Annotated in this window: 14 protein-coding genes and 2 pseudogenes; 4 read left to right on the top strand and 12 right to left on the bottom strand. The window is 60.3% G+C overall.

Going from position 1 to position 20,254, the window contains the following annotated elements:
• Window positions 1-183 precede the first annotated feature (183 nt).
• The 4 genes and pseudogenes from V6F78_RS22430 to V6F78_RS22415 form a co-directional block, all read left to right on the top strand.
• Window positions 184-1,245 (top strand): annotated as a pseudogene (locus V6F78_RS22430) (methyl-accepting chemotaxis protein); the annotation flags it as partial.
• Entirely contained in the window at window positions 1,237-2,100 is an 864-nt protein-coding gene (locus V6F78_RS22425) for a methyl-accepting chemotaxis protein (protein WP_420916743.1), read from the top strand. The pseudogene V6F78_RS22430 and the gene V6F78_RS22425, both read left to right, overlap by 9 nt.
• 185 nt (window positions 2,101-2,285) lie before the next feature.
• Window positions 2,286-3,377, top strand: a pseudogene (locus V6F78_RS22420) (methyl-accepting chemotaxis protein); the annotation flags it as partial.
• Complete coding sequence (locus V6F78_RS22415) at window positions 3,372-4,235, top strand: methyl-accepting chemotaxis protein (RefSeq protein ID WP_371264469.1); 864 nt, start codon at window positions 3,372-3,374, stop codon at window positions 4,233-4,235. The pseudogene V6F78_RS22420 and the gene V6F78_RS22415, both read left to right, overlap by 6 nt.
• A gap of 62 nt (window positions 4,236-4,297) precedes the next feature.
• Here the strand turns inward: V6F78_RS22415 and V6F78_RS10700 are convergent, their stop codons facing one another.
• From V6F78_RS10700 to hutU, 12 genes are all read right to left on the bottom strand, one after another.
• Window positions 4,298-5,032 carry an amino acid ABC transporter ATP-binding protein gene (locus V6F78_RS10700; RefSeq protein ID WP_047274878.1) on the bottom strand — a complete coding sequence of 245 codons (735 nt, stop codon included), beginning with the start codon at window positions 5,030-5,032 and terminating at the stop codon, window positions 4,298-4,300.
• On the bottom strand, window positions 5,025-5,984 hold the full coding sequence (locus tag V6F78_RS10695) for an amino acid ABC transporter permease (RefSeq protein WP_371058216.1): 960 nt from the start codon (window positions 5,982-5,984) through the stop codon (window positions 5,025-5,027). The genes V6F78_RS10700 and V6F78_RS10695 overlap by 8 nt, the downstream gene beginning before the upstream one ends.
• A 145-nt stretch (window positions 5,985-6,129) precedes the next feature.
• A complete protein-coding gene (locus tag V6F78_RS10690) occupies window positions 6,130-6,927 on the bottom strand; it encodes a transporter substrate-binding domain-containing protein (RefSeq protein ID WP_332727163.1) in 798 nt (265 codons plus the stop codon).
• Between the two features lie 315 nt (window positions 6,928-7,242).
• Entirely contained in the window at window positions 7,243-9,795 is a 2,553-nt protein-coding gene (mdoH, locus tag V6F78_RS10685) for a glucans biosynthesis glucosyltransferase MdoH (RefSeq protein WP_070412467.1), read from the bottom strand.
• Window positions 9,788-11,455, bottom strand: coding sequence for a glucan biosynthesis protein G (locus V6F78_RS10680; protein WP_169839898.1), 1,668 nt, complete (start codon window positions 11,453-11,455; stop codon window positions 9,788-9,790). The genes mdoH and V6F78_RS10680 overlap by 8 nt, the downstream gene beginning before the upstream one ends.
• A 287-nt stretch (window positions 11,456-11,742) precedes the next feature.
• A complete protein-coding gene (dtd, locus tag V6F78_RS10675; RefSeq protein WP_314397940.1) occupies window positions 11,743-12,180 on the bottom strand; it encodes a D-aminoacyl-tRNA deacylase in 438 nt (145 codons plus the stop codon).
• Window positions 12,177-13,148, bottom strand: a complete 972-nt coding sequence (pip, locus tag V6F78_RS10670) for a prolyl aminopeptidase (protein WP_047291426.1) — start codon at window positions 13,146-13,148, stop codon at window positions 12,177-12,179. Before pip ends, dtd begins: the two co-directional genes overlap by 4 nt.
• Window positions 13,149-13,325: 177 nt before the next feature.
• A complete protein-coding gene (gene hutG, locus V6F78_RS10665) occupies window positions 13,326-14,132 on the bottom strand; it encodes an N-formylglutamate deformylase (RefSeq protein WP_047291423.1) in 807 nt (268 codons plus the stop codon).
• Between the two features lie 11 nt (window positions 14,133-14,143).
• A complete protein-coding gene (gene hutI, locus V6F78_RS10660) occupies window positions 14,144-15,349 on the bottom strand; it encodes an imidazolonepropionase (RefSeq protein WP_047272958.1) in 1,206 nt (401 codons plus the stop codon).
• Between the two features lie 28 nt (window positions 15,350-15,377).
• Window positions 15,378-16,781 carry an amino acid permease gene (locus V6F78_RS10655; protein ID WP_048377655.1) on the bottom strand — a complete coding sequence of 468 codons (1,404 nt, stop codon included), beginning with the start codon at window positions 16,779-16,781 and terminating at the stop codon, window positions 15,378-15,380.
• 74 nt (window positions 16,782-16,855) lie between these two features.
• A complete protein-coding gene (gene hutH / locus V6F78_RS10650) occupies window positions 16,856-18,388 on the bottom strand; it encodes a histidine ammonia-lyase (protein ID WP_047274865.1) in 1,533 nt (510 codons plus the stop codon).
• Between the two features lie 106 nt (window positions 18,389-18,494).
• Window positions 18,495-20,192 carry a urocanate hydratase gene (hutU, locus tag V6F78_RS10645; protein ID WP_332727157.1) on the bottom strand — a complete coding sequence of 566 codons (1,698 nt, stop codon included), beginning with the start codon at window positions 20,190-20,192 and terminating at the stop codon, window positions 18,495-18,497.
• Between the last annotated feature and the right edge of the window lie 62 nt (window positions 20,193-20,254).

Genomic DNA, 20,254 nt, shown 5'->3' with positions numbered 1-20,254 from the left:
CCTCGCGCCTCCACAGCCTCTGCAACGACAGCAGTCAAATTTTGTAATATTTTTCATTTAATACATTCTGTACATATCCCTCAAGTTCACCGCTTGAGGGCCGATAGCCAAGCTCCGCAAAAGATACTCAGTGGCCATGGACGGCTTATATCGATGTGAATCGATCAGATAAGGAGCATCACCATGAATACTTGGTTGACCACCACGCTTGGCAACATCAGCGTCCATCGCAAACTCAGCCTGGGCTTCGGCCTGGTGCTGATGCTGACGCTGTTAATCACACTCACAGGCTGGATAGGGCTGGCGTCGATCATCGATCGGAGCAACAAGCTCAGTACCATTTCCGACACCGTGGCGCTGGCCAAAGACCTGCGCATCGCCCGCGTATCCTATGATCGCGACAACGGCGTAAACGGCCCCGCCGAGGTCAACAACCTGTTGAACCGGATCGAAGACAACCTCAAGCAAGCCCGCACGCAGTTGGTCTTGTCGCAAGACCTGGCCCTGATCAATCAGGAACTACAGGCCATCGCGCAGTACACAACTATCTTCAGGCAGATCGATGAAGCCACCCAGGCCCGCGAGGTAAGCCGAACGCAACTGGGCGCCAGTGCAGACAGCGCTGTGGCCCGCATCGAAGCCATTGAGCAGGATGTGCTCAAAGGCAATGACCTGGCCCTGCTCAATCGGGTCGATCAACTGGCGCGCCACATACAAAATGCGCGCTTTCAAGTACGCGGTTACACCTACAGTGGCGCGGCCGAAACCGCGCAACCGGCGCTGGACGCGATCAACCAGGCGCAGGCCCAACTCACCCGCCTGTCGGCCACCCTGCCTGCTGAATACGCCCTCCCGTTGCAACACATCAAAGAAGCACTCACGCGCTACGGCGATACCTTTGTGCAGTTTCGCGACTCGCAAATGCTCAGCGATCAGCAACAGAGCACCCTCAAAACCCTGGGCGACAGCCTGGTGGACGTCAGCCATCAATTGGCTGACCTGCAAACCGAGAAACGCGACAGCGATGCGCAACAAGCCAAGACCGCACTGACCCTGTGCGCCACGCTGGCACTGGTGTTGGGCACATTGGCGGCCTGGCTGATTACCCGCCAAATCGTCAACCCGCTGCAACACACCCTGCGCATCGTGCAAGCCGTGGCCGCCGGCGACCTGACGCAGGATCACCCCACGCAACGCCGTGATGAACTGGGTCAGGTGCAGAACGCCATTGCCCGCATGACCGGCGAGCTGCGGGAGCTGATCGGCGGTATCTGCGACAGCGTGACCCAGATCGCCAGCGCCGCCGAACAGCTGTCCGCCGTGACCGAGCAGACCAGCGCCGGGGTCAACAGCCAAAAAGACGAGACCGATCAAGTCGCCTCTGCAATGCATGAAATGGCCGCCACCGTGCAGGAGGTGGCACGCAACGCTGAAGATGCATCGGTGGCCGCCGTCACCGCCGACCAGCAAGCGCGCGAAGGTGACACAGTCGTGGCTCAGGCCATCGAGCAGATCGAGCATCTGGCCGCCGAAGTCGAAAACTCCACTCACGCGATGACGCACCTGCGACTGGAAAGCAGCAAGATCGGCAGCGTGCTCGATGTCATCAAGTCGGTGTCACAACAAACCAATCTGCTGGCCCTCAACGCGGCCATCGAAGCGGCCCGCGCAGGCGAAGCGGGACGCGGCTTTGCCGTCGTGGCCGATGAAGTACGCAGCCTGGCGCAACGCACTCAGGCGTCCACCGAAGAAATCGAAGAGCTGATTGTCGGCCTGCAAACCGGCACTCAACGGGTCTCCGCGAGCATGGACAACAGCCGCGTGCTGACCGACAGCAGTGTCGAACTGACGCGCCGCGCCGGTGCCTCGTTGAGCACCATCACCCGCACGGTGTCGACCATTCAGGGCATGAACCAGCAAATCGCAGCCGCCGCCGAACAGCAAAGCAGTGTGGCGCAAGAAATCAATCGCAGCGTGCTCAACGTGCGCGATGTGTCCGAGCAAACGGCGTCCGCCAGCGAAGAAACCGCGGCCTCCAGCATTGAGCTGGCCAGGTTGGGCACTCACCTGCAAGCGCTGGTCGGTCGATTCAAGGTGTAACGCCTTAGCGCGAAGTTGCGTGGGCCACCCCCTGCAGCTTCGCGTTGCCCAACAGCGCCTACACGCGTGATGGCATAAAGCCTGCGATGTCCGTCACAGTCTGACCATCGGTGCTTACAGTTCTGCGCGGGCGCGCCGATGACCTGAGAACTAATAAAAGACCGCGATGCACTGGACAGCCTGCCATGGAGTCGATTCGGTCAAAAAGGAGCACCGCCATGTACCGTTGGTTGGCCCACACGCTAGGCAATATCAGTGTCAATCGTAAACTCAGCCTGGGCTTTGGCCTGATATTGCTATTGACCCTGCTGATTACCGCTACCGGCTGGAATGGCCTGGTGTCTGTGATCGATCGTGGCGACAAACTGGCGAATATCTCCAAAATCATCGCCCTGACCAAAGACTTACGCATCGCCCGTATGACTTACGAAATGGACAGGGGCGAACACGGCCCCGCCGACCTCAACGGCCGCTTGACCGAGCTGGACGAGGTGCTGGAAAAGGCCCGCCACCAACTCACACAACCTGCGGACATCGCGCTGGTGCAACAACAATTGACGGCTGTCGCTGACTATCGCCGCGCCGTCACTGAAATAACTCAAGCCAGCCAGACACGCGAGAACAGCCGCACCCAATTGGGTGCGACCGCTGACAACGCGGTGGCCAAGGTCGCGGACATCGAAAAATCTCTGCTACAAGGCGACAACCTGGCGCAGTTCAACAGCGTGATCGAACTGAGCAAATTGCTGCAACAAGCCCGTTTCCAGGTGCGAGGCTACACCTACAGCGGCAAACCCGCAGCCGAACAGCCGGCGATGGACGCCATCGACAACGCCATCAAATACGCCACTCAGCTGGCTGGCAAACTGCCCGTTGAGTACACCGTCAACTTGCAGCAAGCCAACCAATCGCTGCAAGACTACCGCGCCGCGGTTACCAGCTTTCGTGACGCGCAAATTGCCAACGCGCAGACCTTAACGCGCATGCAGGCACTGGGTAATACGCTGATCGACCTGAGTAAACAACTCTCGGGCATGCAAACTGCCAAGCGTGATATCGACAGCCAGCACGCGAAAAACCTGTTGTTCGGCTGCACCGTGCTGGCGCTGCTGCTGGGCGTCATCGCGGCGTGGAGCATCACACGCCAGATTGTGATCCCGTTGCGTCAAACCCTGATCACCGTCGAGCGCGTGGCTGGAGGCGACCTGACGCACAACTACGACACCCCGCGCCGCGATGAAATGGGCCAGTTGCAACGCGCCGTACAGCGCATGACTGTGGGCCTTCGCGAGTTGATTGGTGGCATCTGCGAGGGCGTGACGCAGATCGCCAGTGCAGCCGAAGAGCTGTCAGCCGTGACGGAGCAGACCAGCGCCGGGGTCAACAGCCAAAAGGTCGAAACTGACCAGGTGGCCACCGCGATGCATGAAATGGCCGCCACCGTGCAGGAAGTGGCGCGCAATGCCGAAGAAGCGTCCGAAGCGGCGGTCGCCGCCGACCAACAGGCGCGTGAAGGCGACAAGGTCGTGGGGGAAGCCATCGCCCAGATCGAGAAATTGGCGATGGAAGTCGGCAATTCCACCGAGGCCATGAGCCATCTCAAACGCGAAAGCGACAAAATCGGTAGCGTGCTGGACGTGATCAAGTCCGTGGCCCAGCAAACTAACTTGCTGGCGCTCAACGCAGCCATTGAAGCGGCACGGGCGGGCGAAGCGGGACGCGGCTTTGCCGTCGTGGCCGATGAAGTGCGCAGCCTGGCGCAACGTACTCAGCAATCGACTGAAGAAATCGAAGAGCTGATTGCGGGCCTGCAAAGCGGCACGTTGCAAGTGGCCAGCAGCATGGACAGCAGCCGCAGCCTGACCGACAGCAGCGTCGAGCTGACCCGTCGCGCGGGTGAGTCGCTGGGCAACATCAAACGCACGGTCTCAACCATTCAGGGGATGAACCAGCAGATCGCGGCGGCTGCCGAACAGCAAAGTGCGGTGGCTGATGAGATCAACCGCAGCGTATTGAACGTGCGCGATGTGTCAGAGCAGACCTCCGCCGCCAGTGAAGAAACGGCTGCATCGAGCATCGAATTGGCGCGGCTGGGCACGCATTTGCAAGGGTTGGTGGGACGCTTCAAAGTGTAGACAGGCCGCTGCCCTCACCCCAGCCCTCCCTCAAAGGGAGGGGGCCAAGGTGAGGGCGACGTTTACAGCACCTGCCGCAAAAACGCCTGGGCACGCAGGTCTTTGGGCGAGTTGAAGAAGTCCTCCGGAGCAGAGTCTTCAAGCAATTTGCCGTGATCAAAGAACAACACGCGGTTGGCCACTTCCCGGGCAAACCCCATTTCGTGGGTCACGCAAACCATGGTCATGCCTTCAAGCGCCAGGGTTTTCATCACGTCCAGCACTTCACCGACCATCTCCGGGTCAAGCGCGGAGGTCGGCTCGTCGAACAGCATGACCTTGGGCTCCATCGCCAGCGCGCGGGCAATGGCCACCCGTTGCTGCTGTCCACCCGAGAGGCGCGACGGATATTCATTGGCTTTCTGCCCGATACCGACCTTTTCCAGCAGGGCACGGGCCTTGGCTTCGCGCTCGGCCTTGCCCCGTTTGCGCACGACTTTCTGCGCCAGGCACAGGTTCTCAAGCACGGTCATGTGGGGGAACAAGTTGAAATGCTGGAACACCATGCCGACTTCACGACGGTAGGCGTTCACGTCCGTTTTCGGGTTGGCGAGGTCGACCCCGTCGATGCTGACCGAGCCCGAATCGAAATCTTCCAGGCCATTCAAACACCGCAAAAACGTCGACTTGCCCGACCCGGACGGGCCAATTACCACCAGCACTTCGCCCTTGGCGACCGTGGTGCTGACGTTATCCACCGCGCGAACAACCTGCCCGCGGGTGTCGAAGACTTTTACCAGTTCGCGGACTTCAATCACTTTGCGCGAGCCTCCGCTCAAGACGGCTGGCCAGGTTGGACAGCGGCAGGTTGATCAACAGGTACAGGCCCGCCACGCAGAACAAAATCTCGAACGGCGAGAACGAGGTGGTAATGACTTCGCGCCCGCTCTTGAGCAGCTCGGTAATGGCAATCACCGACACCAGCGAGGTGTCTTTGACCAGGCTGATGAACTGCCCGGCCAGCGGGGGCAGCACGCGTTTGAAGGCTTGCGGCAACACCACGTAACGCATCGACTGGGTGGCATTGAGCCCCAGCGAACGCGCCGCTTCGTTTTGCCCACGAGCAATGGACTGCACGCCCGAACGGACGATTTCAGCCACGTACGCCCCCGTGAACAACGACAGCGCGGCAATGCCGGCAAACTCGCGGGACAGGTTGAGTACGGTGCCAATGAAGAAGTAGAAGATGAAAATCTGCACCAGCAGGGGCGTGCCCCGTACCAGCTCGACGTACAGGGTCGACAGGTCGCGCAGGGTCGGGTTATTCGACAGCCTGCACAGGCCGGTGGTCAGGCCAATCATCAGGCCCAGCACCCCCGACACCAACGACAACCACACGGTGGTCCACAACCCCAGCAACAACGGGCCAGCGGCCCAGTGCCGGGTCACGCCAATCACATCGCCTTCGGCAACGTCGTCGCCTTCAGCCAGTTGCACACTGTTGTCGGCCACTGTCAGGCGTTGCTCGGTGCCATCATCGGCGCGCAACACCACTTCAGCCTGATCGCCTTTGCGCACCAGCTCGATCACGGTCGAGGTTTCAGCGGCTCGCTGAGCTTCCTCCGCCTGATAGACGAAGTACTGCGGAACTCGGTTCCAGCGCCACTCGTAGGACATCAGCGAGGTGGCGTAATACAGCGCGCCCGCCAGACCGATGAGCACCAGCACGGTCAACACGTGCCAGGGCCACTGTGCTTTTTTTTGTTTGATCACGTTGCAATATTTCCGTCGAGGTCAGCGCGGCAGACTGTGTGGGGTCGCTGCCGCAGGCTGCAATGGGCTGCGTGACAGCCCTGATAGCAGAAGGCCTTCGGGCCTTGGCGCAGCCTTGGGCAGCGACTACAGGAGACCGCGTTTATTCCATGTCTTTGAGCCAAGTGGTGTCTTTGAACCACTTGTCATGGATGCGATCGTAGGTGCCGTCTTCGTGGATCTGGTGCAGGAAGTTATTGATGAAGTTAAGGCTGTCGTAGTCGCCCTTCTTCAGACCGAAGGCCAATGGCTCGTAGGTGAACGGCTGATCGAGGAACACCAGTTTGCCGTCGCCGAACTTGTTAACGGCCACCACGTTGTAAGGCGCGTCGTAAACAAAGGCATCGGCCTTGCCGTTCACCACGTCGAGTACGCCTTCAGGCTCGTTGTCATAGCCGTGGTACTGGGCCTTGGACATCAGCTTTTTGGCGATCATTTCGCCTGTGGTGCCCAGCTTCGAGGTCAGGCGGTATTGCGGGTCGTTGAGGTCTTTGTAGCTTTTGACCTTGTCAGCCAGTTCCTTGCGGATCAGCAGGGTCTGACCGACCACGATGAACGGTTCGCTGAAGTTCAGGCGCAGGTTGCGTTCCTGGGTCAGGGTCATGCCGCTGCCGATCATGTCGAATTTGTTGGTCATCAACGCCGGGATAATGCCGTCATAGCCGGTGGAAACCAGCTCCAGCTTGACGCCCATGGACTTGGCCATGGCTTTGAGCAAGTCCACTTCGAAACCAATGATCTGGCCACGCTTATTGGTCATTTCGAACGGCATGTAGGTGGGGTCCATGCCCACCTTTAACGTGCCGCGTTTGACCGCATCATCAATCGCGCCTGCGTGGGCTGCGCTGACCGCCAGTAGTGCAGTGACACCGAACAACAGTTTCGACAGAAACTTCTTCATCATCAACTCCCCGGAACCTACTCAATAAAGGCGTTGGCCAACGGTGGGCCCGATACTCAAAGCCAACACAGCCGGGCATTCGCCCACTCGGAGACGGATGCTAACTCAGAGCAGAGAGAGCACAAAGGTTTTGCGTAAGAAAAGCGCAGCGCACGCCGGGATATGTACCCGCCATTGCTGACGAAGGGTGCGCTAACGCCTGTGGGCCTTTGTGATAACGGCTGGTGGTATCTCGCCTCGCCGGCGCCGGTGGCGACTTCAGACGCACCGTAAAAAGCCCAAAAAAAACCCCACCGAAGTGGGGTTTTGTCTGCATCAAGCGGCCGGTTGCAACGGCAACAACGGCGCGTGAGGATCAGCGGCGATCGACTCACGCCACGCGTTGAGCCAGTCTTCATGGCCTTCGTCCCACACCAACGCGTGCAAGCGTGCCAGGGCGACAGGGTCGCTCAGCAGCGCCATGCGCTCGTTGTTGTTCAGACCGCCAGGTCCGACTTTCAGGGCGTGACGCACCCGCTCGGCACGCAACCATTCAATCGGTTCGGCCTGACGGTGACGCGACGTGGCCAATGCACAGGCCAGCGCGTTCTGCTGCGGGTCCACCACTGAACGGATAAACCCGTCATGCAAAGCGTGGTAACGATTTTCGTGGGTGTATTCGGCGGTGGCCGACAACTCACGGGGCGGCGCGTATTCCTCAGGGATCAGGAACAGGCTGGCGTCACGGGACTTGAGGCCCAGCTTCACACGGCTGGAAATCACCGACACCGGGATCGACAACATCAACGAACCCACAATCGGCACCAACCACCACAGGAAGCTCGGGTTCAACCACAACACCAAGGCCGCCCAGGCTGCACCCAGCAGGGTTTGCGGCCCATGGCGACGTACCGCTTCGCTCCACGGCGTGGAGTCATCGTCACGTTGTGGCGAGTTCCACGTCGCGGCCCAGCCCAAAAATGCAGCCAGTACGAAACGGGTGTGGAAGATCATGCGCACCGGCGCCAGCAGCATGGAGAACAGCATCTCCAGCAGCATCGACAGCGTGACCTTGAACTTGCCGCCAAACTGTTTCGCGCCTTTGGCCCAGATCAGAATGATGCTCAGCAACTTGGGCAAAAACAGCAGCACGATGGTGGTCGAGAACAACGCCACGGCTTTTTCCGGGTGCCACTGCGGCCACAGCGGGTAGAGCTGACGCGGTTCCATAAAGTACTGCGGCTCCATCAGCGTGTTGACCGCCAGCAGCGCCGTCGACAGCAGCAAGAAGAAGAACCACAACGGCGCCGACAGGTAGGACATCACGCCCGTCAGGAACACGGCACGGTGAACCGGGTGCATGCCCTTGACCAGGAACAGGCGGAAGTTCATCAGGTTACCGTGGCACCAGCGACGGTCGCGCTTGAGTTCGTCCAGCAAGTTGGGCGGCAATTCTTCATAGCTGCCCGGCAAGTCGTAGGCAATCCACACGCCCCAGCCCGCACGGCGCATCAACGCCGCTTCAACGAAGTCGTGGGACAGAATCGCACCCGCGAACGCCCCTTTGCCCGGCAACGGCGCGAGGGCGCAGTGCTCGATAAAAGGCTTCATGCGGATGATGGCGTTGTGGCCCCAGTAGTGGGATTCACCCAACTGCCAGAAGTGCAGACCGGCCGTAAACAGTGGGCCGTAAACCCGCGTGGCGAACTGCTGCATGCGCGCATACAGCGTGTCCATGCCCGACGCCCGTGGCGCGGTCTGAATGATGCCCGCGTCCGGTGTGGCTTCCATCAAGCGCACCAGGCTGGTCAGGCATTCGCCGCTCATCACGCTGTCGGCGTCAAGCACCACCATGTACTTGTAATCGCCGCCCCAGCGACGGCAGAAGTCGTCGAGGTTGCCGCTTTTACGTTTCACACGGCGACGGCGACGGCGATAGAAAATCCGCCCGAAGCCTCCGGTCTCGCGGCACACATCCAGCCATGCCTGCTGTTCAGCCACGCAGATGTCCGGATCGTTACTGTCACTGAGGACGAAGAAGTCGAAACGGTCCAGGTCGCCGGTGGCAGCCACCGATTCGTACGTTGCACGCAAGCCCGCAAACACGCGGGTCACGTCTTCGTTACAGATCGGCATGACCAACGCTGTGCGAGCGTCTTGCGGGATCGGCTCATTACCGGCGCTGGCGCCCGAGATGCGGTACTTGTCGTGACCGGTCAGCAGTTCCAGAAACCCCATCAGGGCGGTCCAGAAACCCGCCGATACCCAGCAGAACAGAATCCCGAACAGAATCAGAATGCTGGTTTGCAGCGCATACGGCAGTACTTGCTGCGCGGTTTGCAGCAGCGGCTGATGGATCACTTCGTCCAGATCGACGAACGACCAGCCCTGATACGGCATGATGCCTTTCATGTACCAGCCGGCAACGATGGTCTGGCCGAGCATCAGAATCAGCAAGATGTAACGGCGGATCGAACCCACCGTGCGCCAACGCGCCTTGGGCAACACGCGTTCATCTTTGGGCGGTGCCGGCGGATTGCTGCGTCCGGTCAGGCGCCGCCAGCCACGCACCAGGATATTGGTGCGCCACGGCTCGGGCACCACTTTGGTGCGACGAATCGGCGGCGTGGCCTTGAGCATCACTCGGCCGCTGGCATCGACGCCGAGCATTTCGGCGTCTTCCAGCGCTTGCGCCGAACTGAGTTTAAGGCGCGAGCCCACCGACGCCTGAGCGGCCTCGGCGGTGCTCACGTCGTGATGGGCCGACAGGCGCTCGTGCAACGCCTCGAACGATGTGCAACTGGCCAGCTCGGCGCGCTGCTCATCGCTCAAGGGTAGGTGCGCCAGGTACTCGCTGAGCGAGACTGACTCTGCGTGAGCATTACTCATCGGCTGGCAACTGGTAGCTCCAGGTCTCGGTCAGGACTTTTTCAGTCTTGACTGGCGCTGGTGTGGCTGGGGCAGCTTCGGCCGCAGGCGCTTTGGCGTCCTTGGCTTTGTGCTGTTCTTTCTTTTCCTGAGCCTTGGCCGCCGCTTTCTCGGCCTTGGTCAGCGGGGCGGCAGGGGCCGGTTCTTCATCGGCGACCAGCGCGGCACGCAGCTCGGTGGACTTGCTCGGGTCTTTGACCTTCAAGCGCAACGTCAAACGCCAGCCCTTGGTTTCCGGGTTGTGGCGCAGGTTGTTTTCCACCAGCTCGGCGTTATCGCCCACGCTGACCTGGCTGCGCACGGCGGCGTCTGCTGGCAACTTCTCAAGCGACGGGCCTTCGAAGTCGATCAGGTAAGCCACGCTGCCGTCCGGTTGACGGATCAGGTTGGACTGCTTGACGTCACCGGTCGAGCGCAGTGTTTGCTGGGCCCAGGCGCTGTCTTTAGGGTGCAGGGCGGCTTCGTCCATCGTCCAGTGCAGGCGATAAGCGAAGTCGAAAGGCTTGAGCGGCTCAGGCTGAGTTTCCGGGCTCCAGAACGCAACGATGTTGTCGTTGGTCTCGTCAGCAGTCGGGATTTCGACCAGATCCACCGTCCCCTTGCCCCAGTCGCCTTGTGGCTCGATCCAGGCACTTGGACGCTTGTGGTAGTTGTCGTCGAGGTCTTCGTAGTGGCTGAAATCACGGCCGCGTTGCAACAGGCCAAAGCCCAGCGGATTTTCAACCGAGAAGTTGCTCACCGACAAATGTTTGGGGTTGTTCAGCGGACGCCAGATCCACTCACCGTTGCCGGCGTGAATCGCCAGGCCCGACGAATCGTGCAGTTCGCGGCGGTAGTTGAGGACTTTGGACGGCTGGTTGGCGCCGAACAGGTACATGCTGGTCAGCGGGGCGATGCCCAGCTTGCCGACTTTGTCACGCAGGAACATTTGCGCCTTGACGTCGACCACCGTGTCGACACCCGGGCGCAGCGTGAAGCGGTAAGCGCCGGTAGCACGGGGCGAATCCAGCAGGGCGAAAATCACCAGATGCTTGTCACCGGCTTTCGGACGTTCAATCCAGAACTCGGTGAAACGCGGGAATTCTTCGCCGGACGGCAAAGCGGTGTCGATGGCCAGACCACGAGCCGACAGGCCGTAGGTTTGGTCCTTACCGACAACGCGGAAATAACTGGCGCCTAGCATGGTCATGACTTCGTCCTGCTTATCGGCTTTGTTCAGCGGATAAAGGACGCGGAAGCCCGCCCAACCGAGGTTCTCGGTGGCTTTCGGGTCAAATTGCACATCACCGAAATCGAAACGACTGGCGTCGTACTTGATCTCTTCCACCTTGGTGGCGGTGACTTCGTTGATTTTCACCGGCGTGTCGAAATGCATGCCCTGGTGATAGAACGACAATTTGAAAGGCGTTTTGTCGTCAGCCCACTGCGCTTTCTCGTTGCGGAAACGAATCTTCTGGTAGTCCGCGAACTTCATGTCGCGAAATTCGTTAGGCAGATTGCTGCGCGGAGCTTGGTACTTCTGCTCGGCGAGGGTTTTAGCCTCCGCCGCCACGTCATCCAGACTGAATGCCCACAGTTGACCCGCACCGAACAAGCAAAAGAGCGCAGAGCCCGTCACCAGTGCGTTGCGTAACCGCTTGGCAGACTTTTTTGGTGCATTAAATGGACTAACAATCACGAGCAAACCTCGCCGAATACAGATGATGAAACCAACCGCCAGCGATTGAATGCCGGGTTGGCGAGCACTGTTCCGACCTTCAAAGGAATGAATGATTCCCCCAACGCGCCGGATTAGTCTCTGTGTAGCGCGCGATTATCTAGTAGCCCGCGTTACAACGCATCTAGTGACAGCAAGTATTTGTGCTTAAAAAACCCTGTTTTCTGACGAAATTACGGTTTTTCAGGGTTTTAGGTTTGTAACAAAAATGTCACGGGGCCATCATTGACCAAATGCACCTGCATATCGGCACCAAAACGGCCTGCTGCCACGTTCGGATGCAGCCGTTTTGCCTCGCTCAACAGGTGGTCAAACAACGATTCGGCCAGAGCCGGTGGCGCAGCCGTAGAGAAACTCGGCCGCAGGCCACTTTGGGTGTCGGCGGCCAGCGTGAACTGCGACACCAGCAGCAAACCGCCGCCGATATCCGCCAGTGACAGGTTCATTTTGCCTTCAGCATCGCTGAACACCCGGTAATTGAGCAGCTTGTGCAGCAGCTTCGCGGCATTGGCCCCGGTGTCGCCGGGTTCGACAGCCACCAGCACCATCAACCCTTGATCAATCGAACCGACGATCTCCCCCGCCACTTCAACCCGCGCGCCGGTCACCCGTTGTAAAAGTCCCTTCATGCTTCATCCGGTTGCAGGTTGAGCAGACGACGCGCCATCTCTTCGGTGGCCCTGACCAGTGCGTCGGTGATCCCGGGCTCAGTGGCGGAGTGGCCTGCTTCGCGAATGATCTGCAGCTCGCTGTCCGGCCAGGCCTGATGCAACGCCCATGCGTTATCCAGCGGGCAAATCACGTCATAGCGCCCATGCACGATCACGCCCGGCAAATGCGCAATCTTGGACATGTCACGGATCAGCTGGTTGGGCTCAAGGAACGCGTTATGGGTGAAGTAATGGCATTCAATGCGCGCAATCGACAACGCACGCTGGGCCTCGCAAAAGCGTTCCACCACTTGCGCATTGGGCCGCAGCGTGGCGGTGCGCCCTTCCCACGTTGACCAGGCTTTGGCGCAATGCATTTGCGCGATCTGATCATTGCCGGTCAGGCGCTTGTAGTAGGCCGTGAGCAAATCATGGCGTTCGTCTTCAGCGATAGGCGCCAGGTAGTCTTCCCAATAGTCGGGAAACAGGCGGCTGGCCCCGGCCTGGTAGAACCATTCAATTTCTTGCGGGCGGGCCAAAAAGATCCCGCGCAGAATCAGACCATGCACGCTTTCCGGGTGGCTTTGCGCGTAGGCAAGCGCCAGCGTCGAGCCCCACGAGCCACCGAACAGCACCCATTTCTCGATCCCCAGATACGAGCGGATCCGCTCCATGTCGGCGACCAGATCCCAGGTGGTGTTGTTTTCAAGGCTGGCGTGGGGGGTGGAGCGCCCACACCCGCGCTGGTCGAACGTAATGATGCGGTACTTGCTGGGGTCGAAATAGCAGCGACTGTTGGCATCACAGCCCGAGCCCGGCCCCCCGTGAATGAAGACCACCGGCAGGCCATCGGGCGAACCGCTTTCATCGACATAAAGAACATGCGGCCCATCGACAGCCAGATCGTGCCGGGCGTAGGGTTTGATCTGCGGGAACAAGGTCTGCATTGCGCGCTCCATGGGGTTGAGGTCATCCCTGTGGGGGACTTCAAAAAATGTGCCGTCTGGCATCATAAACCCGATTCGCAGGAATGAGCATGCCCTTATAGAAGCCAGGGTTGAAGAGCCACACGATGCCCTGGCCCTCACCCCTGCGCACGAGGGTCCAGCTGACGGCCTGTCACTTCAGGCACGCCCATAGCGCTCATGTCCCCACGCGATAAACCGCTCCAGCAATTGCCTGAGCACCACCTGCGTGGGCTTTGCCAGATCCTCGCGGTAATCAAACGGTTCAAACTCCTCCATATAGGTGCTCTGCGCCAACTCCAGTTGCACGGCATGAATGTTGTCCGTCGGGTTGCCGTAATGACGAGTGATATGCCCTCCCTTGAAACGGCCGTTCAGCACATGGCTGTAGGCCCGGTGTTCGGCGCAAATCCCTTGCAGCTCAGTCGCCACGTGCGGATCGCAGCTGGCGCCATTGAACGTCCCCAGGTTGAAGTCCGGCAGTTTGCCGTCAAACAGGTGCGGGATGTACGAACGGATCGAATGCGCATCAAACAGCAATGCATAGCCGAACTCGGCTTTAAGTCGCGCCAGTTCTTGCTGCAAGGTCTGGTGATAGGGCTTCCAGATCTGCTCAAGGTACGTCGCGCGCTCTGCCTTCGAAGGCGCCAACCCCTCGCGAAACAAGGGCACCCCGGTGAACAGCGTGTCCGGGAACAACCCGGTGGTCGCGCCCACGTACATCGGCGCATCGTCCTGCGGGCGGTTGAGGTCAATCACAAAACGCGAATACTCGGCCGCCAGTGTGCTGGCCCCCAACTCGCTCGCGAACGCATAGAGCCTGGGAATGTGCCAGTCCGTGTCGGGCAGGCTTTGCGCCTCGGGAATCAGCCCGGCCTTGACCTCTGGCGTCAGGCGCAGTCCCGCGTGGGGCATGCTAATCAGCAATGGCACACGGCCTTGTTTGAATGTCAGAACCTTTTCCACACGCGTTTCTCCTAAAGCACTACGTCGGCGCCGTTGCGCACGACGCGTTTATCCAGATCACCGCCCAACCAGTACGCCAGGTCCGCCGGGCGATCTATATTCCAGGCCACGAAATCCGCCACTTTGCCCGGCTCCAGCGAGCCATGGGTCTCGCCCATCCCCAACGCCGTGGCCGCGTGCAGGGTCACGCCTGCCAGCGCTTCTTCAGGCGTCATGCGAAACAGGGTGCAGGCCATATTCATCATCAAACGCAATGACAACGCAGGCGAAGTACCCGGATTGAGGTCGCTGGCGATGGCGATTTTCACACCGTGCTTGCGCAGGGCCTGCATCGGCGGCAACTGGGTCTCACGCAGGAAATAAAACGCGCCCGGCAACAGCACCGCGACAGTGCCCGCCGCCGCCATGGCCATGGCGTCTTCTTCGGTCATGAACTCCAGATGGTCCGCCGACAACGCGTGATAGCGCGCCGCAAGGCTGGAGCCGTGCAGCGACGACAGTTGCTCGGCGTGCAGCTTGACCGGCAACCCCAAGCCCTGCGCCACCTTGAACACCCGCTCCACCTGCGCCGGGGAGAACGCCAGGTATTCGCAGAAGGCATCCACGGCGTCGACCAACCCTTCGGCTGCCAGCGCGGGGAGCATTTCGTTGCAAATCAGATCGATGTAGTCGTCTGCACGGTCCTTGTACTCGGGCGGTAATGCGTGGGCCGCCAGACAGGTACTGCGCACCGTGACCGGCAGCGTGTCGCCCAGACGGCGAATCACGCGCAAGATTTTGCGCTCGCTTTCAAGGCTCAAACCGTAGCCGGATTTGATCTCGACGCTGGTCACACCATCGCGCAGTAGACACATCAAGCGCTGACGCGCGCTAGCAAACAATTCCTCCTCGCTGGCAGCACGGGTCGCACGCACGGTGCTGGCAATTCCGCCCCCGGCGGCCGCAATGTCGGCATAGCTGACGCCTTGCAGACGCTGCTCGAACTCACCGCTGCGGTTGCCGCCGAACACCGTGTGCGTGTGGCAATCGATCAGGCCCGGCGTCACCCACGCGCCTTCCAGGCCATGGGTCTGGCTGTACTCACCGTGAGGCACGTGCAGCCTCGGGCCGATCCACTCAATGAAGCCTTCACACGTCACAATGGCGGCGTCCTCGATGATCGAGTACGCACCCTCGGCCATGGTTGCGACATTGCAGTGTTGCCAAAGCGTTTTCATTCACTCACTCCGCCGTTAAACGTTGGGATCAGGACAACTCGGGCTGGGCTTTGACCACATGCCCGGCCAACGGTTTTACCCACAACCGATACGCCACGATCAGCAATACAATCCAGACGGCGCCCACAATCAATGCCGCACGGGTGTCAGGGAAGTAGCCCAGCACGCCGAAGATAAACACCATGAACACCGTGGCCGCTATCGGAGCATACGGCCAGAATGGCACCGGAAACTTGAGCTGCGCCACTTCTTCGGCCGTCATCGAGCGGCGCATGGCGATTTGCGTGACCAGAATCATCAGCCACACCCACACCGTGGCGAAGGTCGCAATCGAGGCAATGATGAGGAAGATGTCTTCCGGGATCAGGTAGTTGAGTACCACACCGGCCAGCAACGTCACGCCCATCACCAGCACGGTCATCCACGGCACGCCATGGCGCGAAATCTGTGCGAAGCCTTTTGGCGCATGGCCTTGCTGGGCCAGGCCATACATCATGCGACCCGCCCCGAAGATGTCGCTGTTGATCGCCGACACCGCCGCAGTAATCACCACGATATTGAGCAGGGTCGCCGCCGAGCTGATGCCCAGGCTGTCGAAAATTTGTACAAACGGACTGCCCTGGCTACCGATCTGCGTCCAAGGGTAAATGGCCATCAGTACAAACAGGGTCAGCACGTAGAACAGCAAGATACGCAACGGCACGGCGTTGATCGCTTTGGGGATCACACGTTGCGGGTCTTTGGCCTCACCGGCCGTGATGCCAATGATTTCAATGCCGCCGAACGCGAACATCACCACCGCAAACGAGGCAATCAACCCGCCCACGCCATTGGGCATAAAGCCGCCAAACGACCACAAATTGCTGATCCCGGTCGCGGCGGCGTCTGCACTGCCCGCGCTGCCGATGCCAAACAGCATGATGCCGAAACCGGCCAGAATCATCGCCACGATGGCGGCGACTTTGAGCAGCGACAGCCAGAATTCCATCTCGCCAAAGACTTTGACGCTGCACAGGTTCAGGCCGCCAATCAGCAGCACGATGCCCAGTACCCAGATCCAGCGCGCCACGTCGGGGAACCAGAACCCCATGTAAATGCCGAATGCCGTGATGTCGGCCAGGCACACGATGATCATTTCAAACGCGTAGGTCCAACCGAGGATGAACCCCGACATCGGGCCCAAATAGGTGCTGGCGTAATGGCCAAACGACCCGGACACCGGATCGCGCACGGCCATTTCGCCCAGTGCGCGCATGACCATGAATACGGCGGCGCCACCTATCAGGTACGCCAGCAAGACCGCGGGGCCAGCCATCTGGATGGCCGCAGCCGAACCGTAAAACAACCCCGTCCCGATCGCTGAACCCAGCGCCATGAAACGGATGTGGCGAGCCGTCAGCCCGCGCTTCAAACCTTGAGCTTGCTTGTGCATTTCGCGCGTCCTTAATTATTTTTGTCGGCGCACACCACCGCACAGAGGGCTCAAGGCCCTCTGCGGCGACGTGATTACAGGCTTGGCAGCATCCGCGCAGGCACCAGCGCGTTCAGGCAACGCGAGGCCAGCAGTTGCATGGCCGCATCGATGTCCGGGGCGAAGAAACGGTCTTTTTCATAGAACGCCACTTTTTCACGCAGCGTGGTGCGCGCAATTTCCAGCTTCGGCGAGGTTTTCAGGCCATCGCGCAAGTCGAGCCCCTGACAAGCTGCCAGCCACTCGACAGCCAATACACCGCGCACGTTTTCAGCCATTTCCCACAAGCGCTTGCCCGCAGCAGGCGCCATGGACACGTGGTCTTCCTGGTTCGCCGACGTCGGAATGCTATCGACACTGTGGGGGTGGGACAACGCTTTGTTCTCGCTGGCCAAAGCTGCGGCGGTCACTTGAGCAATCATGAAACCGGAGTTGACGCCGCCATTGCCCACCAGAAACGGCGGCAGTTGCGACATGTGTTTGTCCATCATCAGCGAGATGCGACGCTCGCTCAGCGAGCCGATTTCAGCGATGGCCAGCGCCATGTTGTCGGCTGCCATGGCCACGGGCTCGGCGTGGAAGTTACCGCCGGAAATCACGTCGCCCTGCTCGGCGAACACCAGCGGGTTATCCGACACAGCGTTGGCCTCAATACCGAGCACCTCGGCCGCCTGACGGAACTGGGTCAGGCAGGCGCCCATCACCTGTGGCTGACAACGCAGGGAGTACGGGTCCTGCACCTTGTCGCAGTGCTTGTGGGACAGCGACACTTCACTGCTGTCGCCCAGCAGGTCGCGATAAATGGCAGCAGCGTCGATTTGCCCACGCTGGCCACGCGCGGCGTGAATGCGCGGGTCGAACGGCGAGCGCGAACCCAACACCGCCTCAACAGTCAGGCCGCCACACGCCATGGCCGCGGCAAACAGGTCTTCGCCTTCAAACAAGCCGCGCAGCGCAAAGGCGGTGGACACTTGCGTGCCATTGAGCAACGCCAGGCCTTCTTTGGCGGCCAGGGTCAACGGCTCCAGACCGGCCTGTTTCAAGGCAGCACGTGCGTCGAGCCATTCACCTTTGTAGCGCGCTTTGCCTTCGCCCAGCAGCACCAGCGACATGTGCGCCAAGGGCGCCAGGTCACCCGATGCGCCGACCGAACCTTTGAGCGGAATATGCGGATAGACCTCGGCATTGATCAGCGCGATCAAGGCATTGATCACCACCCGGCGGATACCGGAGAAACCGCGGCTCAGGCTGTTGACCTTGAGCACCATGATCAGGCGCACCAGCGCATCACTGATCGGCTCACCAATCCCCGCTGCGTGGGACAACACCAACGAACGCTGAAGGTTTTCGAGGTCATCGCTGGCGATTTTGGTCGACGCCAACAGTCCGAAACCGGTGTTGATGCCGTAAGTTGTGCGGTTTTCGGCAAGAATCTGTTCAACACACGCGACACTGGCATCGATCTGCGCCGATGCACGTTCATCCAGCGTGAGGACCACTGGCTGCTGATAAATGTCTCGCAGTTGGGCAAGGCTCAGCTGGCCGGGAATCAGGTTTAACTCAAGCACGTTAATACTCCTTCACGCGTGTTGATAAATGATGTTTTTGTTGTGGGCTGAGGTGCTCGCAGGGGGACGGATCCACGCCTGCGCACGCGCGTCAGCAAAATACAGCTCAGCCGTTGATCATCGGCAGGTTCAGGCCCTGTTCGTTGGCGCAGTCGATGGCGATTTCATACCCGGCGTCGGCATGGCGCATCACGCCGGTGGCCGGGTCGTTGTGCAGCACGCGGGCGATGCGTTCGGCCGCTTCGTCGGTGCCATCACACACAATCACCATGCCCGAATGCTGCGAGAAGCCCATGCCCACGCCACCGCCGTGGTGCAGCGAAACCCAGGTCGCGCCGCTGGCGGTGTTGAGCAAAGCATTGAGCAGCGGCCAGTCGGACACCGCGTCCGAGCCATCCTGCATGGCTTCGGTTTCGCGGTTGGGGCTGGCCACGGAGCCGGAGTCCAGATGGTCGCGGCCAATCACGATCGGCGCTTTCAGCTCGCCGCTGCGCACCATTTCGTTGAACGCCAGGCCCAACTTCGCACGCTGGCCCAAGCCAACCCAGCAAATACGCGCCGGCAAACCCTGGAAGCTGATGCGCTCGCGGGCCATGTCCAGCCAGTTGTGCAGGTGTGCGTCGTCGGCGATCAGTTCTTTAACCTTGGCGTCGGTCTTGTAGATGTCCTCGGCGTCCCCCGACAGCGCGACCCAACGGAACGGGCCTACGCCACGGCAGAACAGCGGGCGGATGTAGGCCGGTACAAATCCGGGGAAGTCGAAGGCGTTTTCGACGCCGACTTCTTTGGCCATCTGACGAATGTTGTTGCCGTAGTCGAAGGTCGGGATGCCCTGTTTCTGAAAGGCGAGCATGGCTTCGACGTGTTCGCCCATCGACGCCTTGGCGGCGCTGACCACGGCCGCCGGATCGGTCACGGCGCGGTCGCGGTACTGCTCCCAGGTCCAGCCTTTGGGCAGGTAGCCGTTGAGCGGGTCGTGGGCGCTGGTCTGGTCGGTGACCATGTCCGGGCGTACACCACGGCGAACCATTTCAGGCAGCAGCTCGGCAGCATTCCCACACAGTGCAATGGAAATGGCTTTGCCTTCGGCGGTGTAGCGGGCGATCCGCGCCAGCGCGTCATCCAGATTGGTGGCCTGTTCGTCAACATACCGGGTGGCCAGACGGAAATCGATGCGGCTCTGCTGGCATTCGATGTTCAGCGAGCACGCGCCCGCCAGGGTGGCGGCCAGGGGCTGCGCACCGCCCATGCCGCCCAGACCCGCTGTCAGGACCCACTTGCCCTTGAGGCTGCCGTTGTAATGCTGGCGACCGGCTTCGACGAAGGTTTCGTACGTGCCTTGCACAATCCCCTGACTGCCGATGTAGATCCAGCTCCCGGCTGTCATCTGGCCATACATGGCCAGGCCCTTGGCATCCAGTTCGTTAAAGTGTTCCCAGGTCGCCCAGTGCGGCACCAGATTGGAGTTGGCGATCAGCACGCGCGGCGCATTGCTGTGGGTTTTGAACACGCCCACCGGCTTGCCGGATTGCACCAGCAAGGTCTCGTCGTCATTGAGGTGAGTGAGGCTTTCGACAATTTTGTCGTAGCAGTCCCAGTTGCGCGCTGCCCGGCCAATGCCGCCATACACCACCAGCTCGGTCGGGTTCTCGGCCACTTGCGGGTCGAGGTTGTTCATCAACATCCGCAGCGGGGCTTCGGTCATCCAGCTTTTAGCCGTAAGACGGGTGCCACGGGCGGCGCGGATTTCACCGTCGCGGTGACGGGTGAACTCGGCTGGCGATTTAGGGGTAGTTGAAGTCACGGGTCACTCCTCAGCGATGGGCAGACGCACACTTATGTACTTGTACATACAAGCATATGCAA

The organism is Pseudomonas sp. ESBL9 (assembly GCF_036668715.1).
Classification (GTDB): Bacteria; Pseudomonadota; Gammaproteobacteria; order Pseudomonadales; family Pseudomonadaceae; genus Aquipseudomonas; species Aquipseudomonas lundensis.
This window is presented reverse-complemented; position numbering and strand designations above follow the sequence as displayed.

Excerpts from the sequence above, each read along its gene's own strand:
- V6F78_RS22425 (WP_420916743.1), top strand. The coding sequence starts at position 1,237 with ATGACCGGCGAGCTGCGGGAGCTGATCGGCGGTATCTGCGACAGCGTG.
- V6F78_RS22415 (WP_371264469.1), top strand. The coding sequence starts at position 3,372 with ATGACTGTGGGCCTTCGCGAGTTGATTGGTGGCATCTGCGAGGGCGTG.
- V6F78_RS10690 (WP_332727163.1), bottom strand. The coding sequence starts at position 6,927 with ATGAAGAAGTTTCTGTCGAAACTGTTGTTCGGTGTCACTGCACTACTG.
- mdoH (WP_070412467.1), bottom strand. The coding sequence starts at position 9,795 with ATGAGTAATGCTCACGCAGAGTCAGTCTCGCTCAGCGAGTACCTGGCG.
- dtd (WP_314397940.1), bottom strand. The coding sequence starts at position 12,180 with ATGAAGGGACTTTTACAACGGGTGACCGGCGCGCGGGTTGAAGTGGCG.
- pip (WP_047291426.1), bottom strand. The coding sequence starts at position 13,148 with ATGCAGACCTTGTTCCCGCAGATCAAACCCTACGCCCGGCACGATCTG.
- hutI (WP_047272958.1), bottom strand. The coding sequence starts at position 15,349 with ATGAAAACGCTTTGGCAACACTGCAATGTCGCAACCATGGCCGAGGGT.
- V6F78_RS10655 (WP_048377655.1), bottom strand. The coding sequence starts at position 16,781 with ATGCACAAGCAAGCTCAAGGTTTGAAGCGCGGGCTGACGGCTCGCCAC.